Genomic DNA, 20,255 nt, shown 5'->3' with positions numbered 1-20,255 from the left:
GGCCGGGTACGGGGTATGCGGTTACGCCACATCAGAGCCCGCCCCGGCTGCTGCGAAGGTTCCGCGCCGCGAGCCCGGGCGCGATCTGATCACCGACGGTCGCGGGCCGGCACGCTTCCCGCACCACATCCCACTCGCACCCGCCGTGCACCGGGCGCAGGATGTAGCGCGATCCGTAGACCTCCATGACGACGCCGATGCGCTGTCTGCCGGTGTCGTACGCGAGGGTTCCGACCGGGAGGGTGCCGTCCGGGTCAGCCATGGCAGTTCCTCTCTGTAGCAGAACGGCTACCAAGGGCTGTCAGCGTGACCTAGAGTCTGAACCCGATCAACGTGGCTGGGTTGATAGATAAGTTGGGGGCAGGATGGTGAACTGCAAGGAGCTGAACCCGGACGCGTCACCGCAAGCAGCGTTCGGTGCACGCTTACGCAGCTCACGTGAGTCGCGGGGTTGGACTCAAGAGGAACTGTCCGAGCGTATGGGCATTTCCAGCGGGCATATTTCGGGAGTTGAAACTACTCGCAAAGCACCTTCTTTGCTCTTCGCGAAAGCTGCGGACCGCGCCTTTGGCTTGGTGGGTACAGGAGATACTTTCGAGCGCCGGTGGAGCGAGATGCACAACGGCAGCTTGCTGGAGGGCTACCCGGAGTACGTCGGCTACCAGAGCCGTGCGGCGGAGATCCGTCTATTCGAGACGGGAGTGATACCCGGCTTGCTTCAGACGCGGGAGTACGCATCCGTACTGGCGGATGCCGCAGTTCAGCGGGGCGAGATCACGCCGGAGCAGGCAGCCGAACGTGTTGAAGTGCAGATACAGCAGCAAGCCGTGCTTGTGCGGACGCTCCCGCCGCTCACCTTCGCGGTGCTGGATGAGAGCTGCATCCGCAACCCCATCGGGGGTCCTGTCGTGATGGAACAGCAGTTCCGCCGACTCCTGGAGTTCGCCGAACAGGCCACTACTTCAATCCAGATCGCCCCCTACTCCATGGCGGAACGGAAGCCGTTCAGGCGATTGGTCTACCTCCTGACCATGCCTGACCGTTCAGTTATGTCTTATGTCGAGTCGCAGACCCACGGTCATCTCGACCGTGAACTGACCTCCGTGCTCCCCCTGGTGAGGGCCTACCATCAGCTTCAGATCGGGGCTGCCTCGCAGGCGGAATCCGTAGCCGTGATCCAACAGCTAAGAAAGGGCATCCTGTGATGAACACGACCAACTCGCCCCCGCTGCTGCGGTGGGTCAAGTCCTCGTACAGCACCGACAACGGTGGGGCCTGCGTGGAATGGGCTCCCGCTCACGCATCCAACAACGGCGTCGTCCCGGTTCGGGACAGCAAGCGTCCTACCGGCCCAGTTCTGTTGGTCTCTACCGACGCCTTCGCCGGACTGGTCGCCCTCGCCCGGTCCGCCGAACTGTAGGTCCCGCGCGATCTTCCCGAGCCCTGCCGACTCCCATTCTCCGGGTCGGTGGGGCTCGGCCTGCCTGATCGCCCACCGGGTCAGAGGGTCGCCGACCGCTTTCCCCACATCACGACGACGGGCGGCTGGCGAGTTCCTGTGCCTCGGGACGGGTCTATGAGGCGACGTCTTTCCGCCAGGTGGTGAGGACGGCTTGAACGGCCCTGGAGACCTGTCCCTGTTCTGTACGGCCGGCCCACAGGTGTGCATCGTGTTCGGTGAGCTTGACCGTGCTGTTCTCGTCGGTGACGCGGGCGGTGAAGTTGAACTGCCGCGTCTTCTTGCCACTCTTGGAGAGATAGTCGAAGTGCCCGAGGTAGGACCCGATGGCGGTGATCGTCAGGCCGGTTTCCTCGGCGACCTCGCGGCGCAGTGCCTCGGTCAGGGTCTCGCCTGCGTCGACGCCGCCGGAGGGGAGCTCCCACAGGCCGCCGAGGTAGTCGTCGGCGGTGCGGTGCAGCAGCAGTACCTCGCCTTCGGCGTTCGGGATGACGGCGCCGACGACGTGCTTGGTGATGCCGTCGACATCGGCGGCGTGGAGGAGGTCGCGCGAGAGGGCGGCGTCGACGGGGGTGGTCACGTCAGGAGGTCCTTGTGGTGTTCGGCGACCTTGATGACGGCCGCGGTGTACGCGTCGGCGAGGTTGAGGTCCCGCTCGCGGTGCCACACCGGAAGTTTCACCGTGCTGCCGTGCACGCGTTGGGCCGTGGTGTAGCTGTCGGCTGCGGGGCCCTGGTGGTCAGCGTAGCCGGGCAGGAGCACCCCGGGCGTGTGGAACAGCGGGTGCTCGCCGAGTGCGCGGGTGGAACCGGGCAGGTCGACGTCGAGAGCGCCTTCGGCTCGGACGGCTTCGGTGAACCGTTCGACGGGCAGGCCGGATAGCTGGTTCGGGTTGTAGTGAAGCGGCAGTGCGTACCAGGCCGGGCGAGCGTGGGTCGGCGGGTGCGGCACGTCGATGCCCGGCACGTCTCGCAGAGTCCTCCCCATGCGGTCGGCTACAGCTTCCCGGCCGGCCAGGTATCCCTTCAGCCGGGGCAGCTGGGCGTGGGCCAGTGCGGCGGCCAGGGGGTGGATGCGCAGCTTGAGTCCCATACCGGTGACCGCGTACGGGGCGAGTTCGTGGTTGGCGGGTATCTCGCGGCGGCACCGTTTGTTGTACTGGCCGTGCAGCAGCAGACGGTAGTACAGCTCGGTGTCGTCGGTGGCGATGAATCCGCCCTCTCCTGCGGACAGGGGCTTGGGGCCGTTCATGCTGAACGCCGCGGCGCGGCCGAAGGAGCCGACCGGCTGTCCGCGCCAGGTGGCGCCGTGGGCATGGGACCCGTCTTCCAGCAGCATCAGGTCGTGTCGGGTGGTGAACTCGGCCAGGGCGTCCATGTTCTCGGGCAGGCCCCACAGGTGGACGGCGACGAGGGCTGTCGTTCGCGGGGTGATGCGGCGGGCGGCGTCGTCGAGGTCGAGTTGCCCGCGGGCGTCGACGTCGGCGAGTACGGGACGGGCGCCGAGGTGGAAGAGCGGCGTGGCCGTGGCGTGGAACGTCAGTGCCGGGACGATCACCTCGTCACCGGGTCCGATGTCGGCAGCGGCGTACATCGAGTGCAGGGCGGCCGTCCCCGTGCAGGTTGTGACGGTGTGCCGGACGCCGAGGAAGGAAGCGAGGGCGTCTTCCAGTTCGGCGATGATGCCGGAGCGGTCGGGGATGGAGACTGCGGTCGTCAGCTGGCGGGTTATCGCCGCGATGTCGTTGTCCTCGACCGGGGGCCACGAGAAGTGCGGGCCGGGGGCGTCGATGACGGGTGTACCGCCGAGAAGGGCGAGGGGTGAGGTGACGGTCACAGCAGATACTCCTTCGGGTCGGCGGGCGTGCGGGTGTTCTGGGAGGTGTAGGCGGCGGCCAGGAACGCGGCGTGCGCTACGTGGGCGCTGGGTCCGGAGGGGTTGGTCCGCTCGCCGTCGAGGATTCGGCAGAAACAGTCGATCTGGGCGGTCGCGGCGGAAGGCCGGGTCAGCTCCCGGGTCAGGGACTCGATCAGCTGTCCGTCCGGGGTCAGGCGCCGCACCCGGCCGCGCTCGATTACGACCGCACCGCGCGGGCCGGTCACCGTCAGCATTTCGGTCTTCGGCCCGGTGGAGCGGGAGATGAGCAGGGAGCCGTAGAGGCCGGAGTCGTAGGCGAGGTGGACCAGGGCGGTGTCCTCGGCGTCGTAGTCGGCGTCGGGAAGCGCGGCGGTGGAGGTGTCGGCCAGGATGCGGTCAGGCAGGCCGAGGTACCAGATGAGCAGGTCGATCAGGTGGTAGCCCATGTCCATCAGGGCTCCGCCGCCGGCCAGGGACGCCTGACCCCGCCAGCCGGCGGCCGGGTCGGGGCAGTGGAAGGTGTAGCGGCCCTCGACCAGGTAGGGCTGTCCGATCTGCTCCAAGAGCTGTACTGCGGCGGTGTAGACGGGGTGGAAGCGGCGCTGGACGGTGACCATCAGCTCGACGCCGGTCTTGGAGCACAGAGCTGCCAGCTCGGCGGCTTCGGCCGGGCCGGTCGCGAACGGCTTCTCCTTCATCACGTGGACCCCGGCCGCCGCGCAGGTCTCGATGACGCCCCGGCCGGCGTGGTGGGGTACCGCAACGATGGCGAAGTCCGGGCGGACGCCCTCCAGCAGGAAGCGGATGTCGGTGAACCCGGGCACCTGGTACAGCTGGGCCTGAGCAGCGACTTTGTCGGGGTCGGTGTCGCAGACCGCGGCAAGGCGGGCGAACTGGGAGTCGGCCAGGCCCGGCAGGTGGTCCTCCAGGGCCTGATGGCCGAGCCCGATCACGACTGCTTTCTTACGTTCACTCATTCGCGTTCACGCCCTTCGGTGAAGGCGGGTCGGCCCGCTGTGCTGCGGGCCTAGGCATGCTCCAGAGCACGGTGTCCGGTGTGAACCGGCGCGGATCCAGAACACCGTGATCCGCCCTCAGTGCCGAACTGATTCCCGGCGCGCGCAGGCCGTGTGCGCATCTCGCACACGGACTCGAACGGGTAGTGGCGGCTCGGCTACCGTGGGTTGGTTGCCGTCTGGTGACCGGGAGGCGTGATGCGCACAGACGCACCGAACTGGGGCTCTCCCAGGGCGCGGGCACTTATCGAATCGGGCGACGTGGGCGGCCTGATCCGCTGGGCTCGCCTTGAACTCGGGTGGCGGCAGGTCGACCTCGGCAAAGCCACCGGGTACTCGGCCTCCGCCGTGTCCCGCCTGGAGACCGCGGACCGCAGCGCCACCGACCTCGACATGATCCGGAACTTCGCGCAGGCCCTGTTCATCCCTGCGGGCGCACTCGCAGCGGTTCTGCGCGTAACACCTCTTGGGCGCACTAAGGTTGCTGCCGAAGCAGGCAGGCATACCGTAGTCGAAGAGGATTCGATGAGGCGCCGTTCTCTACTCCAAGCCGCGGGCCTGGCTGTGCCGCTCTCCGTCCTGGACGGATTCGACGAGTCGCTCGCCCTGCTGCCGAGCCCGGCTTCGTCACCAACGCCGTCGAGCCTTGTCACCCAGTTCCGTCGGGCACGCGCGCTCTACGACGCGGGCGGCCACAAGAAACTCGTCCTGGCCCTGCCGAACCTTCTCGCCACCGGACACGCCTGTGCCGAGGACGGAGAGGCAGGCGACTACGTGCGGCTCGCGGCCTGCTACGACCTCGCCACCGAGGCCCTGTCGAAGATCGGCCGCTACTCGGCCGGCAGGATCACCGCCGACCGGTCCAACATCTTCTCCGAGCTGTCGGGTTCGCCCCTTGCCGCCGCGGCCTCCGCCCGGGCGTTCAGCATCGTCCTGCGCCACGAAGAGCGCGGCGCGACCGCGCAACGCGTCACCCTCCACGCCGCCGCGAAGGTGGAGGCCACCGGGCTGAAGACCCCCGCGCAGGCTGCGACGTTCGCGCAGATGCTCTGCACAGTGGCCTACGCGGCCGCCCAGGCAGGCGACCGCGACCGCGCCCTGGAGATGATCGGCGCGGCTGAAAGCGCGGCGAAACTCCTTCCCGACCGGCACGCGGGTCCACAAACATTCAGCGTGACCCCGGCATCCGTCGCCCTGTACAAGGTCGGAGTCCTCTGGGGCCTCGGCGACGCCGGAGCGGCTGTCCACGCGGGCAAGGACCTCCACCCCGGGCAGTTCCCCACCGCCGAGCGCCGGGGCCGACTGCACACCGATATGGCGCGGGCCTGGTGGCAATGGGGCAAGGCGGACGAGACCACGCTCGCCCTCCTCGCCGCTCACCGGGAAGCCCCCGCCGAGGTCCGCGACCGCCCGAGCATGCGCGCGATTGTCACCGAGCTCACCGAACGCCACCCCCGTACCACCGGCGTCCGCCAGTTGGCCGCCGCCATGCATGCGCGAAGTGCCTGACAGGACCGGCGAGCCTGCTCTCTCCGAACACGATCGGATGAAGACGAGCATCTGTCCGGTGGGGAATCCTCAGGCGCGCAGGAGCGGCCGGAACTCGTACGGAGAATGTGCGGATCCGTACGTCACCAGCCATCGTTGTCCACATGCTGTGCGGCGGCGTGCACGGGCTGTCACGCTCTATGCATGGAAGCCGAGACCTCCGCCCCCGCGGTCGAATTCGTCCACCGTTTTCCGGCCGACCGCCAGTCCGTACGACCGGCCCGGCTTCTCGCCCTGGGCGTGCTCGGCAGTTGGGGCATCCGCCAGGGATCCCGTGCCGCCTGGCAGGCCGCCCAGATCGTCGGCGAACTCGCGGCCAACGCCGTCCAGCACGCCCGGATCCCGGGCTGTGACTTCGAACTCCGGCTGATCCTCTCCCGCGGCATCCTCCGTATCGAGGTCAGCGACCCCCGCTCCGTACGCCATCCCCGCCTTCGGCTCCCTGATCCGGACGCGGAGTCCGGCCGGGGGCTCGTCGTCGTGGAGTTCTTCTCCTCGGCCTGGGGCGTCGCCCCCCGCGCCATCGGAAAGACCGTCTGGGCCGAGCTGCCCGTGCGACCCGACTGATCCTGTCGCCCAGGGACCACACCGGCGGGGGCCCCGGCCCGGCCTCGGTCCGGATGCCGGTCGGTGGACAACTGGTGGTATTGATCCCATCGGATGAGTGACGCTACCGTCACTCATAGTGTCTCCAGGGGTCGCGGTAGACCAACCTCCCAGGCATGCCGTCTGGTCGGGGGCGGCTCTGATGGTTCTGTCTCCTCCTCGCCGGACGTAGGACGTACGTCTCCCCCGTGGGCGAGCCGACCGCTCCGATGTTCCCGACCGTTGCCCCAGTGGTCCCCGCTTGGCGCTCACCCGAGAGGACTTCGCACCGTGACCACTCTTCGTCAACTGGCTGAGGCGTTCCCGCTCGCCCCGGAGGAAGGGCGTCTGCCTCGCAGTGCCGAGCCGCCGTCCGGTCCCGACACCCGGCCCTGGGTCCTGCGCTTCGCGCGGACGCCCGACTCCACCACAGCAACCGGTCTCCCGGCCTCGATCTACGACGAGGAACGGCAGATCTCGATCGGCGTCGACACCGATCTGCTGCCCTACATGGCGACTCACAAGCCCACTGTTCCGGACGGCAACATCAAGAACCCGCCGCCGCTGGACGAAGGCGTCAAGGACTGAGGTCGATGTCGACCATTCTCGTGATCGCCGCACGGGAGGACTGGCCCACCGATCGCGTGGTGAAGGCCCTCACCGACCGTGGTGTCGACGTCTTCCGGATGGATGCCGAGGACTTCCCCCAGCGGCTCGCCCTGGGCGGACGTATCGAAGACGGTAACGGGTGGACGGGTTCCCTGCGGTCCCCGTATAGGAGGCTCGAACTCGGAGATGTCTCAGCCGTCTACTACCGCACCCCGAACCCGTTCCGCTTCCCTGGCGGCATGTCCGGTCCGGAGCGGCGGTTTGCCGCAGCGCAGGCACGGTCCGGACTCGGCGGCATCGTCGCTGCCTTGAACTGCCGATGGGTCAGCCACCCCTCGGCCATGTCCCGCGCCGAGTACAAGCCGGTCCAGCTCGATGTGGCACGCCGTAGTGGCCTGGGAATCCCCCGACGCTGATCACCAATAGTCCGGACGCGGTCCGATCCTTCGCGGCCGACTTGTCCAGCCCGCTGATCTGCAAGCCGGTCGCTTCGCCCGTCCTCATCGAGGAAGATCGACTCAAGACCGTCTACACCCGTCGGCTGGCCGTGGAAGACCTTGCCGACCTGCGGGGCATCGACACGACAGCGCACCTCTTCCAAGCCTGGATACCGAAGGCGCACGAAGTCCGGTTGACGGTCGTCGGCACTCGGCAGTTCGCCGCCGAGATCCACGCCGGAAGCGCTGACGCGCACACTGACTGGCGCAGCGACTACGCCTCGCTCACGTACCAGGTCGGAGAAGTGCCCGACGACATTGCCCGAGGCGTGGAACGCTATATGGCAGCCCTCGAACTGCGCTTCGTCGCGTTCGATTTCATCGTCTCGCCGGCAGGCGCCTGGACGTTCCTGGAAGCGAATCCTTGTGGCCAGTGGGACTGGATTCAGCATCACACCGGGCATCCCATCGCCGAGGCGATCGCGGATGAACTGCAAGGAGTAACCACGTGATTCAGGACCATTTCGACGTTGCCCGTCCCCACTTGACCAGCATGGTGGAGGCACTCCGGGCGGCCAGGGCGATCCGAACCGAACCGTGGGTCGAAGCGTTCTCCGCCGTGCCCCGGCATCCGTTCGTGCCCCGCTGGTACGAGATGGGGAGCGCCGACGACGGCATCTCGGTGTGGCGGATGGTGGACGCCGACGACGAGCGGCGTCTGGCGCTCGTCTACCGCGACGAGACCCTTGTGACGGCCCTCGACCCCGCCACGGCCGAGCGCGTCGGCGAGCACACCTGGACCGGTATCCCGACCTCGTCGAGCACCTTGCCGAGCGTGCTGGCAGGGATGCTGGAGGACCTCGACGTCGAGGACGGGGACCGGGCGCTGCATATCGGGACGGGTACCGGCTATCTCGTGGCCCTGCTCTGCGCCCGTCTCGGGGAGAAGTCGGTGTTTTCAATAGATATCGACCCCGCCACCGTCGACAGCGCCCGGGAGCACCTCGCGCAGGTCGGATACGAACCCCGTCTCACCTTCGGCGACGGCCGCAAGGGCTACCCCGACGCAGGGCCGTTCGACCGAATCATCGCCACCTGCTCGCTCCCCGGCCTGAGCGACGAGCTGATGACCGACACCAGGCCCGGGACCGTGATCGTGACCGATATCGGCCTCGGCATCGAAGGCGGGGTCGTGCGGCTCGTGGTCGACGGCAACGGCCGGGCTTCGGGCCGCTTCACGACCGCAGGCGGGCGATTCATGCCCGCCCGGTCCGGGGCCGCCACGTACTCCCCGGCCGAGCCCCTCGATTACGCGCCGGAGGCGGCGACCAGGACGACGGGCGTCACAGGGCTCGACCTTCGGTCGAACTACGCCTTCCGTCTGCTGCTCGCCGCCGAGCTGCGCGAGACCGAGTTCGTCTACCACTCCGACGAACGAACGGGGACGGTGTCCATCCAACTTCAGCGGCCGGACGGGTCCTGGGCCCGGTCCCCGATCGCGGGTGAACCGACGGTCACTTTCGGGGGAACGCCGTCCCTGTGGCGGCGGGTCGAACATCTATGGGCGTGGTGGACCGAGAACGGACGCCCGGAGCACGACCGGTTCGCCTATGTCCGCGAACCCGACGGCAGCGCGTATGTCGCGCACCACGACAGCGGGCGGCGCTGGCCTTTGTGAGCCGACCCCGACCGGTCGGAGGGGGTGGGCCGTCAGTGTCCAGGAGCCCTCGGCGTCGGCAGACGGCGGGCGAAGAAGGTCCCCACCCGGCGTCGTACCCCGGCGAGTGCCACCGTGGGATCGCCGGTGCCGACGAGCGCCGTCCGCGTTGCCGCTGTCACGAGGCCGGAAGCCCGGAGCCGGGGGACGAGCGAGCCGTAGTCCGTGAATGCCCAGTGGTTCGCGTCGGGGAGCAGTACGCGGTGGCCGGGAAGGCCCGCCCAGGAAGAGTCGATTCGGGCGGCGCCGTCGAAGCCGTCGGTGCGGAACAGCAGGAGCGGCCGGTCGGCTTGGGCCGGTATCGGGTACAGGTCGAGATAGCCCTCCAGGTTCGCCACCGCGCCGACCCGGCGGTCGGCACGGGCCGCGTACACCACTGCCGTTCCGCCCGCGGAGTGCCCGTACAACCCGATCCGGCGTGGGTCCATGACCCGGGCTAGCGGCAGTTCGGGGAGCCGGTCCAGGACCAGTCGGAGGTCCGCGATCCGGGTGTCCACCATCGTGCGGAAGGTCGCCGGGTCCGGGGGCCCGAACAGGACGGTCGTCCGCAGCCCGGTCGGCAGTTCCACCTGGGAGGCGTCACCGGGGTGATCGACGAGTACGACCACTCGGCCACGGCTCGCCAGGTCCTCGGCGAGGGTGCTGCCGAGGGCGCGGTAGTCACCGCCGCCGGGCGAGTACACCAGCACCGGCCGCCGCCCCGGCAGCGGTGGCGCGCCCTCGTACCCGTGGGTGAGGACCGCGCCCCAGTCCACCGCTCCCGGTTCCGGCAGCCCCGGACGGGCGTGCGGCGCGTATTCGGCGAAGAACCGGGCCTCGCCCGGGGTGAGCTGCGGGGCCCGGGAGAAGCCGCGTACCGATCGGGCCGGGTAAAGGACGGTCAGCATCAACTCCCGTACGCCGCCCACCCACGGGTCGGTCCGGGACGGGTCGGTCAGATGGACCGTCCGCATGCCGACGGGGTACGGGCCGGTGGGGGCGGGCAGCCGGAGGGCCGGGCCACCACCGGATGCGGACTCGGATGCGGACGCGGCCGTGGGCAGCAGGGCGGTAGCGCTGCCGAATAGGGTGCCTTTCAGAAGGGTGCGTCGCGAAGTCATACGGGCATCCTCGGCGCGGGGACGTCACGACGCGAAGGTTCAGGCCCTGGCCGAAAGGCGGGCCCGGGACGAGGAGCTGTGGGAGTGCTGCGAGTCCACTTCACCTCGGCGGACTTCGCCCGTACCCGGTTCGCGGTCCGCCCGGCGCCGCTCCAGGAACTGCACGCCGCCTTGACCACAGCCGTGACCCGGAGCGGCGGGCCGCTGTTCGCGCCGTGGCGCGGGCGTGTTCTGCGCTCCCTCCCGGCCGCGAGCGGCGCCCTTGCCGACCTGGTTCCGGCGGGCCGCCCGCCTTCATTCCTCGACGTCCTCGGTGACACCCTTGCCGAGGGCTTCGAACACATCCGCGCCACCAGCTCCGTTCTCGTCCGCTCCGAGCTGGAGCGGGTCTGCGGCACGGCGCCCGCTCCTCGGTGGATCCGCGATCTGCACTCGGGCGACGAGACGGCCTGGCAGACCCTGCACCGCGCCCAGCGGGCCGCGTACGAGACGGTCCTCGGTCCGGTCTGGTCCGTCGTGCAGGACCTTCACCGCGAGGAATTCACCCGGTACGCCCTGACGGTCGCCGAGCACGGCGTGGCCGCCGCCATGACCGGCCTGGCTCCGGGGAGCCGACTTCACGAGGGCGTATGGGAATGGCCCGGCGCGGTGCCGGGGCGCGATGTCCGCCTCGACGGGCGCGGCCTGGTTCTGCTGCCCACCTTCCATCACCCGGCGGGCCCGCTTCTTCAGGACACCCCGGGCCGTCCCCCCGTCCTGACGTACCCGGCCGGTCCCAAGCTTCCGCCCACCACAGGAGGTCCGGCCGGCTCCGCCGAGGCCCTTGCCGCCGTGCTGGGGCGCACCCGGCTGGACGCCCTGCGCCTGCTCGCCGAAGCCCACACCACGACGTCCCTGGCCCGTGCCCTCCACGTCAGCAACGCGACGGCTTCGTCCCATGCGGCCGCGTTGAGATCGGCGGGCCTGGCGACGACGACCCGCGCGGGCCGCTCGGTCACCCACCGGCGTACGGCCCTCGGCACGCTGATCGCGGGCGCTCGGTTTCCGTAGTCGGCCGACTTCTGACCGGCTCGGGCCGGCCCGGTCAGAGGGGATGTGCCGTCAGCGTCCAGGCGCCCTTCGCGTCGACGTGGATCAGCCGCGTGCCTCCCGACAGCAGGACCCGCTGGCGGAACGGGCCCACCGCCGAGACCAGCAGGCAGTCCGTCTGGACGAAGTCCGCGTCGTCCATGTCGAGTTCGCCGGGGCCCAGGACCGTCAGGCTCATCGAGGCGTCGGCCCGGTCCGGGTCGCCCCGGTATTCGACCTCCAGTTCCGCGTCGGGGCCGTGGTAGGCGAGGACGTCGTGGGTGTGGCCGTTGAGCGGGACGGCGGGCAGCAGGCGGCGGGCCGACGACAGGGGGAGTGCGGTGATCGTCCACTCGGCGGTGCTGATGATCTCCAGGCTCAGCGGGTAGTCGTCGGGGACGACGGCGGGCGTCCGGGCCACGAAGTCGTCGCCCTCGCCGGAGAGCAGCAGATTGCCGGTCTCCCGGCGGCGGTTGAGCTGGTAGACCACCGGCCAGTCGGTGTCCTGGTCCCGGAAGACCATCTCCAGCAGTACGGGTCCCGGGGGCAGTGGCTGGTGGAAGGACGGCACCCCGCCGCCCTTGCCCCGGATGAGCTGGGGGGTGAACTCGGGGAACTCGGCGAACGGGTCCACCGCCGGGGCCGCGGGGGCAGCCGGGGGTACGGGTGCCGCCGGGGCCGGGGCCGGGGAGGCGTACGGGTGTGGCTGCTGTGGCTGCTGTATCTGCGCCGGGATCCCGAACTGCGGGATCGGGTCCGCCGCCGGGGCTCCGAACGTCGGCGGCGCCTCGTACCGCGGCGCCGGGGGCCGGAACGGCACCGGATTCGCCGGGTCCAGCGGGTCCAAAGGGTCCGGCGGCGGCTGGAACTGCGGCTGCGGCCGCGGCGGGTGCTGGTACTGCGGCTGCGGGTCCACGATCCGGTGTCCCGGGGCGTACGAATGCCCGGCCACCGGCGCCCGCATTGTGCCCGTCGTCCCGTTCGGGTTCTCCGGGACGAACGGCGGTACGTCGGCCCCCGGCGCGTACCGGTCGGGCGCCTGGAACTCCGGCGCCTGGATCCCCGGCCCGCCCTGGAGCTCCGCGAGGACGCCCGCGAGGCCGTGGACGTACCCCTGCCCCGTCGCGCGGAACCACCACCCCCCGTCCCGCCGGTAGAACTCGGCCAGCAGGAAGACCCGCTCGTGCGTCGCGCCCTGGACCTCGTACCGGGCGGCGAGTGCCCCGTCGTAACCCTGCGCCTGGACGTAGAGCCCCGGCACCATGCCGAAGACGAGCCCGTCGACCCCGTCCACGGACGCGAGGAAGACCACCCGCTGGATCTCCGGCTCGACGGCGGGCAGATTCACGTCCAGCCAGACCGCCGCCTGGCCGTGCCCGTCGGTCCGGCCCGCGTATCCGACCGTGCCCGACGGGTGCGGGGTCGACCCGTGGCAGACCATGTCCTGATGTCCGGGACGGCAGCGTCCCCCGGCGTCGAGCAGCAGCGCCGCCGCCTCGACGCCCGGTACGGACGGGGAGTGCGCGTGCCCCACCAGGACCCGCAGCGGCACGGCGGGCACGGGAACGTCGCCGCCTCGGGGGATGTACGTCATACGGCACATGCTGACATCGGGGACACCGCCCCGTCGACGCCCTTCGTCCCGATCACCGGCTCCCGGATCATCTGCGCACGGGGTTCAACAGACGTCGCGGTACGGAACGCCGGGCAGCAGGGCTGCCCACTCGCCGGGCTCCGGGCCGCCGCCCGCCCGGGCGCAGACCGTCCGGACCGCGTCCTCGGTGGAGAGGGAGTACGAACGGACGGGGGTGTCCGGGGTCGTCACCCGCAGCTCCCGCCCGTCCGGCGCGAACGCCAGCGCCAGTACCGGGCCGTCGGCCGGGGGCAGCGGGGATCCGGCGGCGTCCGGCGCGGCGGTGTCCCGGATCCGCAGCGCGCCGTCCCGGTCCCCGTACGCCAGCCACCGGCTGTCCGCCGAGAACGCGACCGCCGGGTCCGGGCCGGCCGTCGGGCCGATGACGGAGTCCTGGAGGACGGCGAGCAGCTCTCGGCCCGTACCGTCCCAGAGGGTCGCCCGTCCTTCATGGCCGACGACGGCGAGGAAGCGGCCGTCCGGGCTGAACGCCGCCGCTTGGACGAGGTCCTCGCCCGGGGCGACGGTGACGGTCCGGCCGGTCGCGGTGTCGACCAGCTTCCGCTCGTCGGTCAGGACCCGGCCGTCGGGCGCGGTCGCCAGCGGAACCCCGTACGGGCCCGTCCGCAGGGTCGACCACCGCCGGGCCGGTACGTCGAGGACGTCCAGCGACTTGTGGTCGTCGCCGGACCGGGCGGCCAGCACGGTCTTCCCGCCGGACGACAGGCTCAGGCCGGGGAGGACGTCCGGCGGCAGGGGTACGGAGACGCCGGCCCCGGAGCGGATGTCGCGGACCGCCACCGAGCCCGGGGTGTCCCGGTAGGCGAAGTGGCCGGCGTCCGGGCTGAAGGCCATCTCCGGGCAGGGACCCGGGCACGGCTCGGGCCGCCGGGGCACGGGGAGTTCGGCGACGGTCCGCCCGCCGGGGCCGTCCGGACCGAGGCCGTGGAGCCGCCGGACGCCGTCGTACTCGACGGCGAGGGTCCGGCCGTCGGGCGCGTACCGTGCCGCGACGGCGGGCGTCGCCGACGGCCCGGGCCCGGAGTCCGGCGGCCGGAACGAGAGGGTCCAGACGGACGAGCCGGGCAGCCGGGCGTCCCGGAAGCGGATCGTGCCCTCCGACACGTCGAGCGCGGCCTCCGAGAACATGGGGTTCCGGGTGGCGACCCGCAGTATCCGCACGGGGGCGGCCCCGGCCGGGAGCCGCCACAGCGCGATCTCGTCGGAGGTGCTCGTAGCGGCGTACTGGTCGCCGTCCTCGCCGCCCTCGCGGTCGAACGCCGGGTACACCCAGCCCTTCGTGGGGATCGGGGGGCGCTCGCGACCCGTCCGGACGTCCCACATCCGGATCGTGTCGTCCGTGGGGACGGCGATCGTCCGCCCGTCCGGCAGGAAGAGATAGTCGTTCCCGGCGCACACCCCGGCTCGCGCGGCCCACGCGTCGCCGGGCGTACGGCGCCCGGTGGCGGTGTCCCATACCTGGAGCGGGCCATGGCGCGCCGGGCAGAACGTGAGCAGCCCGCCGTCCGGCGAGACCTGGACCCGGCCGAGATCGTGCCGCTCGGGCCCGCTGCTCAGCAGCTCACGGCCGGTGGCGGTGTCGTACATCCGGACCGGTTCGCCGTCCCGGTGCGTGACCAGGGTCCGGCCGCCGGGCCCGAACCAGGCGTAGTCGGAGGCCGGTTGCCGCCGGGGGCGGGACGGGCCGAAGACGCGGCCGGCCGACTTGCCGGTGCCGGTGCCGGTGAGCAGATCCCGGATCCGGATGCCGTCGTCGGCGTAGTACGCGACCTTCGTGGTGTCCGGGGAGATGTCGAGGATGTGATCGGCGTACCGCCCCAGCCCCGGCAGGACGGGGAGTTCGAACCGGCCCGGGACGTCCCAGCGTTCCGTGGTCTCCGGGCCGACGGTCGTCATGGTCCGGCCGTCGTCGCTGAGCCGGGTCCACACATTGTTGACGTCGTTGGTCACCTCGGCGAGCGGCACGGTGTAGACGTCGGTCAGCGGCTGGGCCGCCGCCGCGAACAGGGCGTCCCGGGTCTCGGGCGTCTCCGCCAGCCGCCAGGCCGCGACGCTGAGCCGCATCGCGGTCCTCGGGTCCGTCGTCCGGCGGGCGTCGGAGACACCCGCCAGCCAGCGGGCCGCCGACTCGTCCGCGCGCCGCTCGCTCACCCGGTTCTGCTGCCAGGCCACCAGACCGGCGACGGCCGCGAGACAGAGGAGTACGGAGAGGGCGGCGATCAGCCCGCGCAGCCGTCGCGCGGCCCGTACGGCGGCCCGCGCCTCCCGGGCCCGGGCGCCGAGCGACGCGTCGAGGAAGCCCCGCTCGGCGGGGGTGAGGGGGACACGGGCGGCCGTACGGGCGGGTGCGGTTCCGGGGACGGGTTGCCCATCGGCCCGGGCGGCGGTGCCGTGACCGGTCCGGGAGGCGGTGCCGTACGAGGGCCCGCGCGTGTCCCGGACCGTCCCGCGCGCCGAAGCCGAAGCCGAAGCCGGGCCCGATGCCGATGCCGTACGACCGCGCCGTCGGCCCCGGAGCCGTAACGCGGGACCGCTTCCCGACCCCTCCGGCGGATCGCCGAACGCCTCCCTCGCCGCCTCCAGTTGGCTGCCGCGCAGCAGCGCCCCCGGGTCGCGGCCCAGCTCGGTCCAGACCCGCGCGCCCTCCGCGAGCCGACGCCGCAGCCGCAGTACGTCCCGGTCGGCGTCGACCCATGCCCGCAGTCGGGGCCAGGCGGTGAGCAGCGCCTCGTGCGCGAGATCGACGGTGGTGCCGTCGACGGTGAGGAGCCGGGCGCGTACCAGCCGCTCCAGTACGGATTCGTCCCCGTACGGCGCCAACTCGGCGCGCTCGGCGGGGCGCCGGGTGTCCTCGGTGCCCTCGCCGGGGGAGACCAGCCGCAGCAGCAGCGCCCTGGCTGCCTCGGCCTCTTCGGTCGTGAAGCCGCCGAAGACGTCCTCGGCGGTATGGGCGATGGCGCCCTGGACTCCGCCGACTGCCTCGTACGCGGCGAGGGTGAGGGTACGGCCCCGGCGGCGGCGCCACACCTCGCGCAGGGCGTGCGCCATCAGCGGCAGCCCGCCCGGTTCGTCGGCGACATCGGCGGTGATCCGGGCGGTGAGGGCCCGTTCCACGACGAGCCGCGCGGCGGTCGCGGGCCCGACGACGGCCTCCCGGGTCTGCTCCGGGCCCATCGGCCCGACCAGCAGGACGGAGTCCTTGAGGGCGGCAGCCAGGGCGGGGAGTTCGGCGCAGCGGCCGTAGAAGTCGGCGCGGACGGCGATCACGACCCGGGCGCCGCCGGTCAGCAGGAGTTCGGTGAAGGCGGCGCGTTCGGCGGGGTCGTCGCAGAGGGTGAAGACCTCTTCGAACTGGTCGACGAGGACGAGCGCGCCCTTGGTAAAGAGGTCCTTGTGGGTGCGGGCCGGGGTGGCGCCGGGGGTCAGGATCCGGACCACGGACGGCGGGGCCGCTCCGGACGGCGGGGCCGGCTCTTCGTACGTCTCCCCGTACGTCTCGCCTCGTACGGCGGGTATCAGCCCCGCCCGTAACAGGGACGACTTGCCGCTCCCCGACGCGCCGACGAGTGCGGCGAACGGCCTGCGCCGGACGAGTTCGAGGAGTTCGGCGACGAGGGCGTCCCGGCCGAAGAAGCGGTCGCTGTCGTCGGGGCCGTACCGGGCCAGTCCCGGATACGGCCCCGGGCCGTCGTCCGGGGACGCGGGCCCGCCGCCGTCCTCCGCGACGGCCCGCCACCGCGCCTCCCACTCGGCGGCGGCCGTACCGTCTCCACCGCAGGCGGCGATGTACGCGAGGGTGACGGCGAACGACGGCAGCCGTTCGCCGGAGGCGGCGGCGGAGAGGGTGGGCGCGGAGTACCCGGAGTCGCGGGCCATCGCGCGATACGTGGGGCCGCCCGCGAGACGGCGGAACTCCCGCAGCTCGTGGGCGAACCGCTGGACGGGCCCGGCGTCCGGGTCCAGCGGTTTCTCCCGGCGTCCCATGGCCCCCGACCCCCGTCCATCCCGTCCCGATACCGCGTACCGGCCCCGGTCACGGCCCCGGTCTGCGAGCGTAATCAATTGATGGGCCCGGGGCGGGGGCCTGCCTATCAACAGGGGTGCCGGTTGGACTCGGCACATGCTCGACACTCCGGCACGCCGTCGCGTGGCACCCGTCGCCGCTTCCGTAGCCGCCCCCTCCTCCGGCCCCGCCCGCGCCCGTACCTCCGGCGCGTGGTGGGTCGCCCTGCCGCCTGCCCTGCTGATGCTCGCCCTCGGGCTGTGGGGCCTGGAACGCGACGGCGCGCTCTGGCAGGACGAGGCCGTCAGCTACGACATGGCGACGCGTACGGTCCCGGAGATCTGGCGGACCCTCGGCACCGCCGACGCCGTCCACGGCCTCTACTACCTGCTGATCCACGCGGTGTTCGAGATCTGGGAGCCCGGTGTCGTACCGCTGCGGCTGCCGTCCGTCCTGGCGATGTGCGCGACGGCGGCCGGGGTCGCGGTCATCGGCCGCCGTCTCGCGGGCCCGCGCGCCGGACTGCTCGCGGGGCTGCTGCTGCCGCTGCTGCCGATCGTGCAGCGGTACGCGCAGGAGGGGAGGTCGTACGCGCTGGTCACCGCCTTCGCCACCTGGGGGACGTGGCTGCTGCTGCGGCGCCGGTGGACGGCGTACGCGATCGTGATGCTGATCGCCTGCCTGCTGCACGAGTTCGCGGTCCTGGTCGTCGCGGCGCACGGGGTGACCCTGTGGCGGACCCGCCGTACGAGGACACTGCGCGCCGACCCGGACGACCCGGGGGAGCGGCTGCTGGCCGTGGCCCGGGCGCTGCCGTACGGCTGGCGGATCGCGGCCTGCGCCGTCGCGGCGGGCCTGGCGCCGCTGGCGGCCCTCAGCGTCACCCAGTCCCAGCAGGTCGACTGGATCGGCTTCCCCAGCCTCCCCGCGTTCCTCATGGTCGTCATGATCGGCGTCCTGGCGTGGCTGGCGCCGAGGGACCCGGCCCTCGCGGACGTACGGGAACTGGCCGTACCGGTCATGGCGCTGCCGACGGCCGTACTCGCCGTGGTCTCCGTCTTCGACCCGCTGTTCGTCGACCGCTACGTCCTCGCCTACGCCATCGGCGCCGCCCTGCTCCTGGGCGCGGCGCTCGACCGCCACTGGACCCGGGCGCTGGCCGCCGGGGTCGCGGCGGCGACCGTGCTCACCCTGGTGGTCAACGGCCCGCCGCTGCGGACGCCGGAGAGCCGTAAATCCGATATCCGGGAGGTCGCGTCGGCGGTCGCGGCGCTCGCGAAACCGGGCGACGGCCTGCTCTTCACCCCCAACCGCCGCCGGGTCTTCACCCTGGCCCACCCCTCGGAGCTGCACACCCTGAAGGACGTCTCCCTCGCGGCCCGCCCGCGCGCGTCGGACACCCTCTTCGGTACGGAACTCCCCCCGGCGGAGATCCGGGCGGCGATGCTCCGGACGGACCGGATCGTCGCCGTCCAGGACCCGCGCGGGGAACCGGTGGACCCGTTCCCGGAGGAGCGGGTGAAGCGGGAGGTACTGGCGGAGTCCTTCCGGCTGGTGGAGGAGCGGGTGGTGGACGGGGTCCGGGTCGGGCTCTACGTCCGCGAGGGCGCGCGGTGACGGGTGCTGGTGCGGGCCGTACGGCTGCCCCGGCCTCCCCGCCTCAGAGGTCCCGTACGACCACCGCCGCGAGGCGTGCCGCGTCCCCGGCGTCGTCCGCGCCGACGGTGAGCGGCCGTTCGGCGGCACCCCGATGGGCCGACCGACCCGGAACGGGGTCGTCCACGAGCCGTACGACGGGGCGTACCGCGACCTCCGGGCGCTGCCCCAGCAGCCGTCCGAGCACCGTGGCGGTCAGCCGCAGGCCCGGTCCGATGTCCCCGGCGAAACCGGTTCCGACCAGCCGGGCCGGACCCCAGGTCGCATAGGCGAGCCGCGAGTTGTCGGCGGTGGCGAGCAGTCCGAGCAGCTCATTGGCGCGGCGCTGCCGGGCGTTGGCGCGCCGGGCGGTGAAGCCCCGGGTCAGCTCCGGGTCGGCGAAGTCCACGGCGTCCGCCGGCGCGCCGGGTACGGCGGTATTCACGATCACCGGCCGGTCGGAGGCCCGCAGCAGCGGGGCGAGTCCGGTGACGAGGACGTACTTGCCGAGGAAGAACAGGGCCCAGGTCGCTTCATGGCCCTCGGCGGTCGTCAGCCGGTGCCGCCGGACGAAGGATGCGGCGAGGATCAGGGCGTCGACGCGCCGGTACCGGGCCTTCAGCAGCTCGACCACCCGGCGGCTCTCGGCCACCAGGCTCAGATCGGCGGCGATGAACTCGGCCCGCGCGTTCACCGTGTGATCGCCGCTGCTGTGATCGCGGCCCGCATCGCCGCTCGCCGCGACGGCTTCCGCGACCAGCGTGTCGAACTTGGTACGGCTCCGGCCGATCACGGTCACCCGGTCCCCGGCCGCCAGATAGTGCCGGGCGAGGGCCGCGCCCATGCCGTCGGTGCCTCCGGTGATCACGATCGTTCGCATCGCGTGCCTCCCCATGGCCGTAACGGAACATCTGTTCCGGATCACCGTAGCAGTATCCGGAACAGTTGTTCCGAATCGCTATGATGGGTGGATGGCACAGGACCGCAGACCGCGCCGGGACGCCGTCGCCAACCGGGACCGCATCCTCACCGCGGCGGGCGAGGCGTTCCGGCGGTCCGGGATGGCCGTGGACATGCGGGCCGTCGCGGCGTCGGCCGGTGTCGGCATCGGCACGCTCTACCGGCACTTCCCCACCCGCGACCATCTGGTGCGGGCCGTCACCGGCACGGATCTCGCGGCCCTCGCCCGCGCCGGACTGCCGGACGGCACCACCGCGATGGACGGCCTCCGCGCGTTCTTCACGGCGACGATCGCCGCACTCGCCGACAACCGGGCGATGATCGACGTCCTGACGGGCGGCGCGCCGGCCGACGCCGACCTCGAACGCTGCCTGGCCCATCTCACGGTGATCGGCCGGGACGCGGTCGACCGCGCGCGTACGGACCACACCCTGGCGCCCGACGTCACCGCCGAGGACATCGCCTATCAACTCCTGGGCCTGGTCCGGATCGTCCAGCTCCTCCCCGCCGACGCCCCGGACGCGACCGCCCGCCAGGTGGCCCTCGCGCTCCGCGCCCTGGCACCGGGCTGACCGTCCGCCGGTCCGGCCCGGGGTGACAGCATGCG

Annotated in this window: 19 protein-coding genes; 11 read left to right on the top strand and 8 right to left on the bottom strand. The window is 71.8% G+C overall.

Features of this window, described 5'->3' with window-relative positions; all coding sequences use genetic code 11:
- Positions 1-31: 31 nt before the first annotated feature.
- A complete protein-coding gene (locus ABZ714_RS17690; RefSeq protein WP_358826147.1) occupies positions 32-262 on the bottom strand; it encodes a hypothetical protein in 231 nt (76 codons plus the stop codon).
- Positions 263-365: 103 nt separating this feature from the next.
- Here ABZ714_RS17690 and ABZ714_RS17685 point away from each other — a divergent pair, with 103 nt between their 5' ends.
- Together ABZ714_RS17685 and ABZ714_RS17680 are read left to right on the top strand one after the other, a co-directional pair.
- Entirely contained in the window at positions 366-1,205 is an 840-nt protein-coding gene (locus tag ABZ714_RS17685) for a helix-turn-helix transcriptional regulator (RefSeq protein WP_358826146.1), read from the top strand.
- Entirely contained in the window at positions 1,205-1,420 is a 216-nt protein-coding gene (locus tag ABZ714_RS17680) for a DUF397 domain-containing protein (RefSeq protein ID WP_358826145.1), read from the top strand. The genes ABZ714_RS17685 and ABZ714_RS17680 overlap by 1 nt, the downstream gene beginning before the upstream one ends.
- Positions 1,421-1,574: 154 nt before the next feature.
- Here the strand turns inward: ABZ714_RS17680 and ABZ714_RS17675 are convergent, their stop codons facing one another.
- Genes ABZ714_RS17675 through ABZ714_RS17665 form a run of 3 tightly spaced genes read right to left on the bottom strand, consistent with a single transcriptional unit; the run spans position 1,575 to position 4,293 of the window.
- Positions 1,575-2,039, bottom strand: coding sequence for an NUDIX domain-containing protein (locus ABZ714_RS17675; protein WP_358826144.1), 465 nt, complete (start codon positions 2,037-2,039; stop codon positions 1,575-1,577).
- Complete coding sequence (locus ABZ714_RS17670) at positions 2,036-3,295, bottom strand: aminotransferase class I/II-fold pyridoxal phosphate-dependent enzyme (RefSeq protein WP_358826143.1); 1,260 nt, start codon at positions 3,293-3,295, stop codon at positions 2,036-2,038. The genes ABZ714_RS17675 and ABZ714_RS17670 overlap by 4 nt, the downstream gene beginning before the upstream one ends.
- Entirely contained in the window at positions 3,292-4,293 is a 1,002-nt protein-coding gene (locus tag ABZ714_RS17665) for a Gfo/Idh/MocA family oxidoreductase (RefSeq protein WP_358826142.1), read from the bottom strand. Before ABZ714_RS17665 ends, ABZ714_RS17670 begins: the two co-directional genes overlap by 4 nt.
- 237 nt (positions 4,294-4,530) lie before the next feature.
- On the opposite strand from ABZ714_RS17665, the gene ABZ714_RS17660 reads away from it, so the two are divergent.
- The 6 genes from ABZ714_RS17660 to ABZ714_RS17635 all read left to right on the top strand — a co-directional run bounded on the left by ABZ714_RS17660 (position 4,531) and on the right by ABZ714_RS17635 (position 9,189).
- Positions 4,531-5,841, top strand: a complete 1,311-nt coding sequence (locus tag ABZ714_RS17660; protein WP_358826141.1) for a helix-turn-helix transcriptional regulator — start codon at positions 4,531-4,533, stop codon at positions 5,839-5,841.
- Between the two features lie 183 nt (positions 5,842-6,024).
- Complete coding sequence (locus ABZ714_RS17655) at positions 6,025-6,447, top strand: ATP-binding protein (protein WP_358826140.1); 423 nt, start codon at positions 6,025-6,027, stop codon at positions 6,445-6,447.
- Positions 6,448-6,756: 309 nt separating this feature from the next.
- Positions 6,757-7,053 carry a putative ATP-grasp-modified RiPP gene (tgmA, locus tag ABZ714_RS17650; RefSeq protein WP_358826139.1) on the top strand — a complete coding sequence of 99 codons (297 nt, stop codon included), beginning with the start codon at positions 6,757-6,759 and terminating at the stop codon, positions 7,051-7,053.
- Between the two features lie 5 nt (positions 7,054-7,058).
- Entirely contained in the window at positions 7,059-7,490 is a 432-nt protein-coding gene (locus tag ABZ714_RS17645) for an MvdC/MvdD family ATP grasp protein (protein ID WP_358826138.1), read from the top strand.
- Positions 7,491-7,531: 41 nt separating this feature from the next.
- The gene (locus ABZ714_RS17640; protein ID WP_358826137.1) at positions 7,532-8,023 is read left to right on the top strand and encodes a hypothetical protein; all 492 of its coding nucleotides are present in this window, start codon (positions 7,532-7,534) and stop codon (positions 8,021-8,023) included.
- Positions 8,020-9,189: a methyltransferase domain-containing protein gene (locus ABZ714_RS17635; protein ID WP_358826136.1), complete on the top strand. Its 1,170-nt coding sequence runs from the start codon at positions 8,020-8,022 to the stop codon at positions 9,187-9,189. The genes ABZ714_RS17640 and ABZ714_RS17635 overlap by 4 nt, the downstream gene beginning before the upstream one ends.
- A gap of 32 nt (positions 9,190-9,221) precedes the next feature.
- Here ABZ714_RS17635 and ABZ714_RS17630 read toward each other — a convergent pair whose 3' ends face one another.
- Entirely contained in the window at positions 9,222-10,328 is a 1,107-nt protein-coding gene (locus tag ABZ714_RS17630) for an acetylhydrolase (protein WP_358826135.1), read from the bottom strand.
- Positions 10,329-10,412: 84 nt separating this feature from the next.
- Here ABZ714_RS17630 and ABZ714_RS17625 point away from each other — a divergent pair, with 84 nt between their 5' ends.
- Positions 10,413-11,378 (top strand): winged helix-turn-helix domain-containing protein, encoded by a 966-nt coding sequence (locus ABZ714_RS17625; RefSeq protein ID WP_358826229.1) that lies wholly within the window; start codon positions 10,413-10,415, stop codon positions 11,376-11,378.
- A gap of 34 nt (positions 11,379-11,412) precedes the next feature.
- Here the strand turns inward: ABZ714_RS17625 and ABZ714_RS17620 are convergent, their stop codons facing one another.
- Both ABZ714_RS17620 and ABZ714_RS17615 read right to left on the bottom strand, forming a co-directional pair.
- Complete coding sequence (locus ABZ714_RS17620; RefSeq protein ID WP_358826134.1) at positions 11,413-12,990, bottom strand: TerD family protein; 1,578 nt, start codon at positions 12,988-12,990, stop codon at positions 11,413-11,415.
- A gap of 84 nt (positions 12,991-13,074) precedes the next feature.
- Complete coding sequence (locus ABZ714_RS17615; RefSeq protein ID WP_358826133.1) at positions 13,075-17,034, bottom strand: hypothetical protein; 3,960 nt, start codon at positions 17,032-17,034, stop codon at positions 13,075-13,077.
- 136 nt (positions 17,035-17,170) lie between these two features.
- Between ABZ714_RS17615 and ABZ714_RS17610 the strand changes: the two genes are divergently transcribed.
- A complete protein-coding gene (locus ABZ714_RS17610) occupies positions 17,171-18,670 on the top strand; it encodes a glycosyltransferase family 39 protein (RefSeq protein ID WP_358826132.1) in 1,500 nt (499 codons plus the stop codon).
- Positions 18,671-18,713: 43 nt separating this feature from the next.
- On the opposite strand, the gene ABZ714_RS17605 is transcribed toward ABZ714_RS17610, so the two are convergent.
- Positions 18,714-19,568, bottom strand: coding sequence for an SDR family NAD(P)-dependent oxidoreductase (locus ABZ714_RS17605; RefSeq protein ID WP_358826131.1), 855 nt, complete (start codon positions 19,566-19,568; stop codon positions 18,714-18,716).
- A gap of 91 nt (positions 19,569-19,659) precedes the next feature.
- On the opposite strand from ABZ714_RS17605, the gene ABZ714_RS17600 reads away from it, so the two are divergent.
- Positions 19,660-20,220: a helix-turn-helix domain-containing protein gene (locus ABZ714_RS17600; protein ID WP_358826130.1), complete on the top strand. Its 561-nt coding sequence runs from the start codon at positions 19,660-19,662 to the stop codon at positions 20,218-20,220.
- The last annotated feature ends 35 nt before the right edge of the window (positions 20,221-20,255 follow it).

It is taken from the genome of Streptomyces sp. NPDC006798 (assembly GCF_040635975.1).
Taxonomy (GTDB): domain Bacteria; phylum Actinomycetota; class Actinomycetes; order Streptomycetales; family Streptomycetaceae; genus Streptomyces.
Note: the sequence above shows the minus strand (reverse complement) of the source record. Positions and strands in the feature narration are given on the sequence as shown.